Raw genomic sequence first — 11,520 nt, 5'->3', positions numbered from 1 at the left:
CGTGGTCCACCGGGCGCGGCAATCTCGCGGCGAGCTTCGGCGTCACGCTCGCCCTGCCGCCGGCGACCGCCGCGACGCTCGGCTTCGTGGCGGGACTGGCGCTCGAGCAGGCGCTGCGCGCCGCCGCGCCGTCGCTCTCCACCCCCACCACGCGGGCGGAGCTGAAATGGCCGAACGACGTGATCGTCGACGGCGCCAAGCTCGCCGGCATCCTGCTGGAGGCGGACGCCTCGGTTCCCGGCCGCCTGTCCGTCGCGGTCGGCATGGGGGTGAACGTGGCCGCGGCGCCTGAAGGTCTGCCCTATCCGGCGGCCAGCCTTGCGGCCCGCGGCGACGCCACCAGCGCGGAACAGCTGTTCACGGCGTTGACGGACGCCTTCGCCTCGTGGTTCCACATCTGGGACGACGGCCGGGGCTTTCCCGCGCTGCGCAAGGCCTGGATGGCGCGCGCGGCGGGGGTGGGGCGCCCGGCGCGGGTGGATGTGGGCGGGCGCGTTCTCAGCGGCCTGTTCGAAAAGATCGATGATGAGGGCCGCCTCGTGCTACGAGGCGACGATGGAGCGCCTGTCGCGGTGGCGGCGGGCGACGTGCATTTCGGGACCGTGGCCACGGTCCGAGAATAAGGGTGCGGATGGCGCAGGATCTGGTTTTCGTTCCCCTCGGCGGCGTGGGGGAGATCGGCATGAACGCCGGCCTCTATGGTCTCGGCGAAGGGCGCAAGCGGCGCTGGCTGATGGTGGATTGCGGGGTGACGTTCGGCGATCCCGTCACGACGCCGGGCGTGGACCTGATCATGCCGGACATCCGCTTCGCCCTGTCCCATGGCAAGGCGGTGGAGGCGATCATCCTCACCCACGCCCATGAGGACCATTACGGCGCGCTGCTCGACCTGTGGCCGCAGCTGAAATGCCCGGTCTACGCCACGCCCTTCGCGGCCGGCCTGCTGGACGCCAAGCGCGCCGCCGAGCGCGAGGCGCCGAAGATCGACGTGCGGGTGGTGGCGGAGGGCTCGCGCTTCTCCGTCGGCCCCTTCGACGTGGAGATGGTGCCGGTCGCCCATTCGATCCCGGAATCCACCGCGCTCGTGCTGCGCACGCCGGCGGGCGTCGTGATCCACACCGGCGACTGGAAGATCGACCGCACGCCGGTGCTCGGCCGCCCCACGGACGAGGAGCGGTTCCGCGCCATCGGCGAGGAGGGCGTCGCGGCGATCGTCGGCGATTCGACCAACGCGCTGCGCGAGGGCATCTCGCGTTCGGAATCGGAAGTGGCGGCGAGCCTCGGCGAGCTGATCCGCAACGCGCCCGGCCGGGTCGCGGTCACCACCTTCGCCTCCAATGTGGGGCGGCTTCGGGCGGTGGCGGACGCCGCCATGGCCTGCGACCGGCAGGTGGTGCTGGTGGGCCGCGCCATGGCCCGCGCCACGGAGGTCGCGCGCGAGCTCGGCTATCTTGAGGGCGTGCCCGAGTTCCTGAGCCCGGACGCCTTCGGCTATCTGCCCCGCGACAAGGCGGTGGCGCTGATGACCGGCAGCCAGGGCGAGCCCCGCGCCGCGCTCGCCCGCGTGGCGGAAGGCGATCACCCGCAGGTGACGCTCGCCAAGGGCGACCGGGTGATCTTCTCGTCCCGCGCCATTCCCGGCAACGAGAAGGCGGTCGGCCGCATCATCAACCGCCTGATCGAGGGCGGGGCCGAGGTCATCACGGACCGCACCCACTTCGTGCACGTCTCCGGCCACCCCCGGCAGGAAGAGCTCGCCATGCTCTACGGTTGGACCAAGCCGAAGGTGCTGGTGCCGGTGCACGGCGAGGAGGCCCATCTCCACGGCCACGCCGCCTTCGCCCACGCCGTGGGCGTGCCGAAGGTGGTGCGGGTGCGCAACGGCGACGTGGTCCGCCTCGCGGGCGGCCCGGCGGAGATCGTGGACGAGGCTCCGGTCGGCCGCCTGCTGAAGGATGGCCGCGTGCTGGTCAGCGGCACGGAGTCCACCATCGGCGAGCGCCGCCGGCTCAGCTTCGCCGGCGTGGTGTCGATCGCGCTCGCCTTCACCGAACGGGGTGAGCTTTCGGGCGAGGTGTCGGTGCGCTTCACCGGCCTGCCGCCCCGCGACGACGAGGGCACCCCCATGCTGGAGGTGCTGCGCGACACGGTGCTGGACTGCCTCGACGGCCTGCCGCGCCAGAAGCGGCGCGACCCGGGCGTGGTGGAGAAGGCGATCGACCGCGCCGTGCGCGGCGAGCTGCAGCTCGTATGGGGCAAAAAGCCAATATGCCATGTGAGCGTGCTGGGGGTATGAGCGGGCGTCGGCGCGGCGCCGCGTCTCGCGTTCGGCTCCTGAGCCGAATGTGAGCGGCGGGTCCGCGCCGGTCGTGCGAAGCTCGCGGCGGTCCGGCGTGACCCCAACCTTCTCGGAGCCCTGCCTATGATCGGCCGTCTCAATCACGTCGCCATCGCCGTGCCGAACCTCGCGGCCGCGACCGCGGTCTACCGCGACACGCTGGGCGCCAAGGTGACCGAACCGGCGCAGGAGCCCGAGCACGGCGTCACGGTGGTGTTCATTGAGCTGCCGAACACCAAGGTGGAGCTGCTGGAGCCGCTGGGCGAGAACTCGCCGATCCAGGCGTTCCTGGACCGGGCGCCCGCGGGCGGCATCCACCACGTCTGCTACGAGGTGGACGACATCCTCGCCGCGCGCGACCAGCTCAAGGCTCAGGGCGCGCGCGTGCTGGGCTCGGGCGAGCCCAAGATCGGCGCCCACGGCAAGCCGGTGCTGTTCCTGCATCCGAAGGACATGCTCGGCACCCTCGTGGAGCTCGAGCAGGCGTGATCCTTCCGATCGTCAGCTGGGTCGCGATCTATTTCGTGATCTGGTGGATCGCGCTGTTCGCGGCGCTCCCCTTCGCCGGCCGCAGCCAGGCGGAGGAGGGGGTCGTGGTGCCAGGCTCCGAGGCCGGCGCCCCGGCGCGTCCCAACTGGAAGAAGCTCGTCCTGCTGAACACCGTGATCGCGACCGCGGTGTTCCTGCTGCTGATGTGGCTGCTGACCCAGACCCTGTTCAGCCTCGACGACGTGCCGTTCCTGCCGAAATACGGCGTGTTCTGACGTTTTTTTGTCAGTCATGCGCAGCGCGGGCGCTCGCGCGTCGGGAGCGTTTCAAGTCGTGGATGCCCGAGACAAGCTCGGGCATGACGGGTTTTGGACGCGCGCTCGCTCCACGCTGATCCGGCCAAGACGGGACGCTCGGGAGCCGGCCTCAATGCCGCAGCCAAACGTCGTCATGCCCGAGCTTGTCTCGTGCATCCACGACTTCGCGACGCTGACAAACCCGCTCCAACGTCCGTCAGCACGCCACGCTCCCGCGTGACGACCCGCACCGATGCAGTATTCCGGACAAAAAAAAGCAGAGCATGGCGCTCTGCTTTTCGGCAGTTCTCGATCGTGTCCGTGTCGTGAGCGCCGCGAGCGGTGCGGGACTTCGGCGGCTCACATGAGGCGATAGGGATCGCCTGCGGACATCCTCCCAAGACTTGGGCCTGATTGCTCCGGCGCGTCGCGCCTTCGGAGACCCTTTGTTATGGAAAAACCCTAGACCCGCTTTCGACGCCTGTCATCTAGCTGAAAGTCCAAGCTAAAAAATGATGCATGACCACGGGCGCGGCGCCGGCCGCCGTGTGCGCGCAGGGGCGCAAACGGACGTCCGGACGGCGGGCGCACTTGTGTTTTGCGGGGGCATCGGCTTTCGTTCCGCCGCGTCCGGCGCGGCGCGTTCGCGTCGCGTCGCCGCCGTCTCCCACCGAACCGTCCGGGCCTTTTTCATGCGTGTCAGCCGTTACTTCATGCCGATCCTCCGCGAGGCGCCGAAAGAGGCTGAGATCGTTTCGCACCGGCTGATGCTGCGCTCCGGCATGATCCGGCAGGAGGCGGCCGGCATCTACGCCTGGCTGCCGCTGGGCCTGCGTGTGCTGAACAACATCACCCGCGTCATCCGGGAGGAGCAGGAGCGCGCCGGTTCGGTGGAGCTGCTGATGCCGACCATCCAGCTCGCCGAGCTCTGGCGGGAAAGCGGCCGCTACGACGCCTATGGCAAGGAGATGCTGCGCATCCGCGACCGGCACGACCGCGAGATGCTGTATGGGCCGACCAACGAAGAGATGGTGACGGAGATCTTCCGGTCGAGCGTGCGATCCTACAAGGACCTGCCGAAGAACCTCTACCACATCCAGTGGAAGTTCCGGGACGAGGTGCGGCCCCGCTTCGGCGTGATGCGCTCGCGCGAGTTCCTGATGAAGGACGGCTACTCCTTCGATCTCGACGCCGCCGGCGCCCGCGTGTCCTACAACCGCATGGTGGTGGCCTATCTGCGCACCTTCGCCCGGCTCGGCCTCAAGGCCATCCCCATGGCGGCCGACACCGGCCCCATCGGCGGCGACCTCAGCCACGAGTTCATCATTCTCGCCAAGACCGGCGAGAGCGAGGTGTTCTGCCACAGCGACTATCTGGATTTCCCGACGCCCGAGGCGACGGTGAACTTCGACGATCCGGCCGAGCTGCAGGCGGAGGTGGACCGCTGGACCAGCCTCTACGCCGCGACCGAGGAGAAGCACGACGAGGCCGCCTTCGCCGCCGTGCCGGAGGAGAAGCGCCTTTCCGCCCGCGGCATCGAGGTCGGCCACATCTTCTACTTCGGCACCAAGTATTCGGAGTCCATGAAGGCCTATGTCACCGGGCCGGACGGCAAGGACACGCCGGTGCACATGGGCTCCTACGGCATCGGCCCGTCGCGGCTCGCGGCGGCGATCATCGAGGCCGGCCATGACGACGCCGGAATCATCTGGCCGGATGCGGTCGCGCCGTTCAAGGTCGGGCTGGTCAACCTCAAGCCGGGCGACCAGGCGACGGACGCGGCCTGCGACGACATCTACGCCAAGCTGACGAGCCAGGGGATCGACGTGCTCTACGACGACACCGACGACCGCGCCGGGGCGAAGTTCGCCACCATGGACCTGATCGGCCTGCCGTGGCGGCTCGTGGTCGGCCCCAAGGGCCTCGCCGCAGGCACGGTGGAGCTGAAGCGGCGCGACGGCGGCGCGGCGGAGGCCCTCAGCATCGAATCCGCGCTCGCGCGCCTGCTCGGCTGAACCGGCGCATGGCCGCCTCCCGGACGGAGAACGCCGCCGGCGACGACGCGCCGGGCGGCACCCGGCCTTTTTCGCCGTTCGAGTGGATGGTCGCGGGCCGCTATCTGAGGGCGCGCCGCAAGGAAGGCTTCATCTCCGTCATCGCCGGCTTCTCCTTCCTCGGGGTGACGCTGGGGGTGGCCACGCTCATCATCGTCATGGCGGTGATGAACGGGTTCCGCACCGAGCTTCTGAACAAGATCCTCGGCATCAACGGCCATGTGGTGGTGCAGCCGCTCGACGGCCCGCTCACCGACTACGCCAGCCTGACCGAGCGCTTGTCCAAGGTGGCGGACGTGCGCTTCGTCATCCCGCTGGTGGAGGGGCAGGCGCTGGCCTCGTCCGGCTCCGCCTCCGGCGGCGTGCTGGTGCGCGGCATGCGGGCGCAGGATCTTGGCAAGCTGCAGCTCGTCTCCCGCACCATCCGCGAGGGCACGCTGGAGGGCTTCGACGACGGCGACGGCGTGCTGATCGGCCGGCGGCTCGCGGACCAGCTCGCGGTGCGCGCCGGCGACAGCATCCAGCTGATCTCCCCCAACGGCGAGGTGACGCCCATGGGCGTCACGCCGCGCATCAAGAGCTACCGGGTGGCGGCGATCTTCGAGATCGGCATGTCGGAATACGACGCCGCCTTCGTGTTCATGCCCTTCACCGAGGCGCAGGCCTATTTCGACCGCAACGACGACGCCTCCGCCATCGAGGTCTATCTGGAGCATCCGGATCTGGTGGACCGGGTGAAGCCCGAGCTCCACAAGGCGGCGGGGCGCGCGGTCTACATGATCGACTGGCGGGAGCGGAACCGCACCTTCTTCTCCGCGCTCGAGGTGGAGCGGAACGTGATGTTCCTCATCCTCACCCTGATCGTGCTGGTGGCGGCGCTCAACATCATCTCCGGCCTGATCATGCTGGTGAAGGACAAGGGGCGCGACATCGCCATCCTGCGCACCATGGGCGCGACCAGCGGCGCGGTGATGCGCATCTTCCTTATCACCGGCGCCAGCATCGGCATCGTCGGCACGCTGTCCGGCTTCGTGCTTGGCATGGTCGTGTGCTGGAACATCGAGTCGATCCGGGCCTTCCTCGCCTATGTGACCAACACCGAGCTGTTCTCGCCGGAAATCTACTTCCTCAGCCGGCTCCCGGCCGATCCGAACGCGGGCGAGACCGCGACCGTGGTGCTGATGGCGATGGCGCTGTCGGTGCTGGCCACGCTCTATCCGTCCTGGAGGGCCGCGCGGCTCGATCCGGTGGAGGCGCTGCGTTACGAATGAGCGACCTGTTCGAGGACGACGCCGCCGAGGCCTTCGAGGCCGCGCGCGACGAACGCATGCCGACGCTTCTGCTCGACCACGTGATGCGGCGGTACCGCCAGGGCGCCGACGCGCTCGAAGTGCTGTCCGACGCCTCCATGGCGCTGCATGCGGGCGAGGTGGTGGCGCTGGTCGCGCCCTCCGGCACGGGCAAGTCCACGCTGCTGCATGTGGCCGGGCTGCTGGAACGGCCGGACGGCGGCGAGGTCTATCTCGACGGCGAGCCCACCTCGACCTTGAGCGACGACGCCCGCACCGCGCTCCGGCGCAACCATGTGGGCTTCGTCTACCAGTTCCACCACCTGCTGCCGGAGTTCTCCGCGCTGGAGAACGTGACCCTGCCGCAGCTCATCCGCGGCCTGCCGGCCGCGCAGGCCAGGCAGCGCGCCGGCGAACTGCTGGACTATCTCGGCCTCGGCCACCGCCTGTCGCACCGGCCGGCGGAGCTGTCGGGCGGCGAGCAGCAGCGCGTGGCCATCGCCCGCGCGGTCGCGAACGCCCCCCGGCTGCTGTTCGCCGACGAGCCCACGGGCAATCTGGATCCGGTGACCTCGGCCCATGTGTTCGACACCTTGACGCGGCTCGCCCGCGCCTCGGGCCTCGCCGCCATCGTCGCGACCAACAACCTCGACCTCGCCGGCACGCTCGACCGCCGCATCACCCTGCGCGACGGCCAGATCGTCGATCTCTGACGGCCGGCCGCCGCCTGAGACGGCCGGCGCGCCTCGGCCGCATCATGGCGGCAGGCGCCGTCGCGGCTCGGCGCCGTCTGAGTCGCGCGCGCCGCATAAAAGCCCTCCGACCAACCTGCCCATCCCGAACAGGCTGCATGGCCGAGGTCCGCGCGTTCGCTCCGCGCGAGCGCGCCCCATCCATCCTCACGTTCTCGCGGCTCGACCCTGCGATCCCCTGATCCAGCGATCTCTCACCCCCGCTCCGAAACGCGCGTCGACGCCATCCACAGATTTGTTCTTGACTCCGGACGTTATGAGAACAAAAAATGAACTTAGCAAGTTCAAACACGGGGTGTGATCATGGGTTGGCAGGCGGCGCGGGTGGTGTGCGGCGGAGTGCTTGAACTCTGCGCGGTAAGCGTCTTCATCGGCGCGGTGCTGTTCTGGGGCGTGGCTCTGGGACCGGTCTGAGGCGCCGCGCCGGGAAATACCTGTGCGAACGGGGCTCGGGGCGCGGGGGCGGCGGCCAGGGACGGTCTAGGATCGTCGCGGTGGAGGAGAGCGTCATGGCCAAGGCGGACGGACTGCGGGGCGATCTCGGTTTCGTGCATCTCCATGTGCGCTCGTCGTTCTCCCTGCTCGAGGGCGCGCTGACAGTGGCCAAGCTGGCGTCGATCGCCAAGGCCGACCGCATGCCCGCCATGGCGCTGACGGACAACAACCTGTTCGGCGCGCTGGAGTTTTCCGAGAAGATGGCCGGGGCGGGCGTCCAGCCCATCTGCGGCATGGCGATCGATGTGGAGTTCGCCGATCGGGAGGAGCGGCCGGGGCGGCCCGGGCGCGACGCGCGCCGGCCGCTGATCGTGCTGCTGGCGCAGTCCGAAATCGGCTACCGCAACCTGATGGCTCTCGGCAGCCGCGCCTTTCTCGAAAGCGATCCCACAGACGGCGTGTTCGCGACGCCCGCCATGCTCGCGGCGCATCGCGAGGGGCTGATCGCGCTGACCGGCGGCCCGGACGGCCCGGTGGACAAGCTGCTGCTCGAGGGGGTCGAGGATCTCGCCGCCGTCCGGCTCGACCGTCTGGCGGAGCTCTATGGCGACGACCTCTATGTGGAGCTTCAGCGCCACGGCCTGTCCAGCGAGCGCGGCGTGGAGGGCGCGCTGGCGGAGTTCGCCTATCAGCGCGGTTTGCCGCTGGTGGCGACCAATGGCGCGCGCTTCGGCGATCGCACCGACCACGAGGCCCATGACGCGCTGATCTGCCTCGCGGAAGGCCGCTACCTCGCGGAGAGCGACCGGCGCCAGCTCACGCCAGAACATGGGCTGAAGAGCCGCGCCGAGATGGTCGCGCTGTTCGCCGACCTGCCGGAGGCGACCGCCAACAGCGTCGAGATCGCCCGACGCTGCGCCTATCGCCCGCGCACCATGAAGCCGATCCTGCCGCGCTTCACCTCCGGCGCGGGCGGCGCGGAGGACGAGGCCCGTGAGCTGCGGCGGCAGGCGGAGGCGGGCCTCGCCGCGCGCCTCGCGCTGCATGGCCCCGCGCCCGATCTCGACGTCGAGACCTATGAGAAGCGGCTCGCCTTCGAGCTCGACGTGATTGAGCGGATGCAGTTCCCCGGCTACTTCCTGATCGTGGCGGACTTCATCAAATGGGCTAAGGATCAGGGCATTCCCGTCGGACCCGGCCGTGGTTCGGGCGCAGGCTCGCTGGTGGCCTATTCGCTCACCATCACCGATCTGGACCCGCTCAGGTTCGGGCTGCTGTTCGAGCGCTTCCTCAACCCCGAGCGCGTGTCGATGCCGGACTTCGACATCGACTTCTGCCAGGACCGCCGTGAAGAGGTGATCCGCTACGTCCAGCGCCGCTACGGGCACGACCGGGTGGCGCAGATCATCACCTTCGGCACGCTGCAGGCGCGCGGCGTGATGCGCGACGTCGGCCGCGTGCTGGAGATGCCCTACGGGCAGGTGGACAAGCTCTGCAAGCTGGTGCCGCAGAACCCCGCCAACCCTGTCACGCTGAAGCAGGCGGTGACCGACGAGCCCAAGCTCGCGGAGGCGCGGGCGGAGGACGAGAAGGTCGGGCGGATGCTCGACATCGCGCTCAAGCTCGAAGGGCTCTACCGCCACGCTTCGACCCACGCCGCCGGCATCGTGATCGGCGACCGTCCGCTGTCGGAGCTGGTGCCGCTCTACCGCGACCCGCGCTCCGACATGCCGGTGACCCAGTTCAACATGAAATGGGTCGAGCCGGCCGGGCTGGTGAAGTTCGACTTCCTTGGCCTGAAGACCCTGACCACGCTGACCACCGCGGTCGATCTGCTCAAGCGGCGCGGCGTGGAGATCGACCTCGGCACGATCCCGCTCGACGACCCCGCCACCTACGCCATGCTGTCCCGCGGCGAGACGGTGGGCGTGTTCCAGCTGGAAAGCGCCGGCATGCGCCGGGCGCTGGCGGACATGAAGCCCGACCGGTTCGAGGACATCATCGCGCTGGTCGCGCTCTACCGGCCGGGGCCGATGGCCAACATCCCGGTCTATTGCTCCCGCAAGCACGGGCTGGAGCGTCCGGAATACCCGCACCCCAAGCTGGAGCCGATCCTCGGCGAGACCTTCGGCGTCATCATCTACCAGGAGCAGGTGATGCAGACCGCGCAGGCGCTCGCGGGCTACACGCTTGGCGAGGCCGACATGCTCCGCCGCGCCATGGGCAAGAAGATCCGCTCGGAGATGGACGCCCAGCGGCAGCGCTTCGTGTCCGGCGCGACCGAGCGCGGCATCGGCGGCTCCGACGCATCCACGATCTTCGACCTGCTGGCCAAGTTCGCGGACTACGGCTTCAACAAGAGCCACGCGGCGGCCTATGCGCTGGTCGCCTACCAGACCGCCTATCTCAAGGCGAATCATCCGGTCGAGTTCATGGCCGCGTCCATGACGCTCGACATGGGCTCCACCGACAAGCTGGCCGAGTTCCGCCAGGAGGCGCTGCGCCTTGGCGTCGCGGTCAAGCCGCCTTGCGTCAACCGGTCGGCGGTCGCCTTCGACGTGCAGGACGGCGCGATCCTCTACGCGCTCGCGGCGCTGAAGGGGGTCGGTGCGCAAGCCGTCGAAAAGCTGGTGGAGGAGAGCAAGCGCCGGCGCTTCTCCGATCTCGCCGACTTCGCCCGCCGCATCGACGTCCGCGCGCTGCCGAAACGCGCGCTGGAGCAGCTGGTGCAGGCCGGCGCGCTCGACGCGCTGGAGCCGGACCGCGCCCGGGCGCTCGCCTGCGTCGAGGCGGTGATGGCGATCGCCGCCCGCACCCGCGAATCAGTGGAGCGCGGCCAGTCGGACATGTTCGGCGCCACCGCCGATCCGATTCGGCCCGTCCCCTACGAGGGCTGGCCCTCGGGCGAACGGCTGAAGCGCGAGTATGAGGCGGTGGGTTTTTTCCTGTCCGGCCATCCGCTCGACGATTACCGCGCCTTGCTCGAGAAGCTGCGGCTCCAGCGCTACGGCGACTTCATCAACGCCGCGAAACAGGGCGCGACCGCCGGACGCCTCGCCGCCACCGTGCTGGCGCGCCAGGAGCGCAAGACCAAGAGCGGCAACCGCATGGGCGTGATCACGCTCTCGGATCCGACGGGCCATTACGAGGCGGTGATCTTCTCGGAAGGGCTCGCGAAGCACCGGGACCTGCTCGAGCCGAACACGCCGGTGATCGTCTCGGTCAGCGCCGCGGTCGAGGGCGACGAGGTGCGCCTGCGGCTCGAAAACGTCGAGCCGCTGGACCGGGCGGCGGAGCGGTTGCAGCGGCTGGTGCGGGTGTTCGTGCGCGCGCCCGATCCCGTGGAGACGCTGGCGAAACGGCTGGAGCGCGGCGGGGACGGCGAGGTCTCCGTGGTGCTGATGCTGGAGGAGGGCGCGACCGAGGTGGAGATCCGTCTGCCCGGCAAGTACCGGGTGTCGCCGCAGATCGCGGGCGCGCTGCGGGCGGTGCCGGGGGTGGTGGCGGTCGAGGCGGCGTGAGGCGCGGGCTGAAGGGGGCGGCGGTCCGCGTGTCATCTTAGCGGTTGACACGACCGGGCCCGGCCCCCTAAAGCACCGCCCACGAAAGCGGATCGCCCTTTACGCGAACGCCTTCGTGTCGTCCTCGGCGTCGGCTGATGACGGACAGAACGTGGAGGGGTGCCCGAGTGGTTAAAGGGGACGGACTGTAAATCCGTTGGCTCAGCCTACGTTGGTTCGAATCCAACCCCCTCCACCATCTGTCCGACCAAGAGTTTGCGGGTGTAGCTCAATGGTAGAGCAACAGCCTTCCAAGCTGATGACGAGGGTTCGATTCCCTTCACCCGCTCCAAACTTCTGAGTGTCC

General features: G+C 69.3%; 8 protein-coding genes and 2 tRNA genes. All 10 read left to right on the top strand.

Annotation, left to right across the window (positions count from 1 at the left end; genetic code table 11):
- On the top strand, positions 1-623 hold a 623-nt coding region (locus tag ACFQ4O_RS01040; RefSeq protein WP_378773734.1), incomplete at its 5' end, for a biotin--[acetyl-CoA-carboxylase] ligase.
- A 2-nt stretch (positions 624-625) separates the two neighbouring features.
- Complete coding sequence (locus ACFQ4O_RS01035) at positions 626-2,296, top strand: ribonuclease J (protein WP_378773733.1); 1,671 nt, start codon at positions 626-628, stop codon at positions 2,294-2,296.
- A gap of 126 nt (positions 2,297-2,422) precedes the next feature.
- Positions 2,423-2,827, top strand: a complete 405-nt coding sequence (gene mce / locus ACFQ4O_RS01030) for a methylmalonyl-CoA epimerase (RefSeq protein ID WP_378773731.1) — start codon at positions 2,423-2,425, stop codon at positions 2,825-2,827.
- Positions 2,824-3,102: a DUF1467 family protein gene (locus ACFQ4O_RS01025; RefSeq protein ID WP_378773730.1), complete on the top strand. Its 279-nt coding sequence runs from the start codon at positions 2,824-2,826 to the stop codon at positions 3,100-3,102. Before mce ends, ACFQ4O_RS01025 begins: the two co-directional genes overlap by 4 nt.
- Before the next feature lie 713 nt (positions 3,103-3,815).
- Positions 3,816-5,138: a proline--tRNA ligase gene (gene proS / locus ACFQ4O_RS01020; RefSeq protein ID WP_378773729.1), complete on the top strand. Its 1,323-nt coding sequence runs from the start codon at positions 3,816-3,818 to the stop codon at positions 5,136-5,138.
- 8 nt (positions 5,139-5,146) lie between these two features.
- On the top strand, positions 5,147-6,448 hold the full coding sequence (locus ACFQ4O_RS01015) for a lipoprotein-releasing ABC transporter permease subunit (RefSeq protein WP_378773728.1): 1,302 nt from the start codon (positions 5,147-5,149) through the stop codon (positions 6,446-6,448).
- Entirely contained in the window at positions 6,445-7,179 is a 735-nt protein-coding gene (locus tag ACFQ4O_RS01010; RefSeq protein ID WP_378773726.1) for an ABC transporter ATP-binding protein, read from the top strand. Before ACFQ4O_RS01015 ends, ACFQ4O_RS01010 begins: the two co-directional genes overlap by 4 nt.
- Before the next feature lie 548 nt (positions 7,180-7,727).
- The gene (gene dnaE / locus ACFQ4O_RS01005) at positions 7,728-11,174 is read left to right on the top strand and encodes a DNA polymerase III subunit alpha (RefSeq protein ID WP_378773725.1); all 3,447 of its coding nucleotides are present in this window, start codon (positions 7,728-7,730) and stop codon (positions 11,172-11,174) included.
- Positions 11,175-11,327: 153 nt separating this feature from the next.
- Positions 11,328-11,412 (top strand) — tRNA-Tyr (locus ACFQ4O_RS01000).
- Positions 11,413-11,431: 19 nt separating this feature from the next.
- Positions 11,432-11,505, top strand: a tRNA-Gly gene (locus ACFQ4O_RS00995).
- Positions 11,506-11,520 lie beyond the last annotated feature (15 nt).

Source organism: Methylopila musalis (assembly GCF_042679725.1).
Classification (GTDB): domain Bacteria; phylum Pseudomonadota; class Alphaproteobacteria; order Rhizobiales; family Methylopilaceae; genus Methylopila; species Methylopila musalis.
This window is presented reverse-complemented; position numbering and strand designations above follow the sequence as displayed.

What these genes read in the sequence shown, in the direction of transcription:
- mce (WP_378773731.1), top strand. Translation starts at nt 2,423, where the DNA reads ATGATCGGCCGTCTCAATCACGTCGCCATCGCCGTGCCGAACCTCGCG.
- proS (WP_378773729.1), top strand. Translation starts at nt 3,816, where the DNA reads ATGCGTGTCAGCCGTTACTTCATGCCGATCCTCCGCGAGGCGCCGAAA.
- ACFQ4O_RS01015 (WP_378773728.1), top strand. Translation starts at nt 5,147, where the DNA reads ATGGCCGCCTCCCGGACGGAGAACGCCGCCGGCGACGACGCGCCGGGC.
- ACFQ4O_RS01010 (WP_378773726.1), top strand. Translation starts at nt 6,445, where the DNA reads ATGAGCGACCTGTTCGAGGACGACGCCGCCGAGGCCTTCGAGGCCGCG.
- dnaE (WP_378773725.1), top strand. Translation starts at nt 7,728, where the DNA reads ATGGCCAAGGCGGACGGACTGCGGGGCGATCTCGGTTTCGTGCATCTC.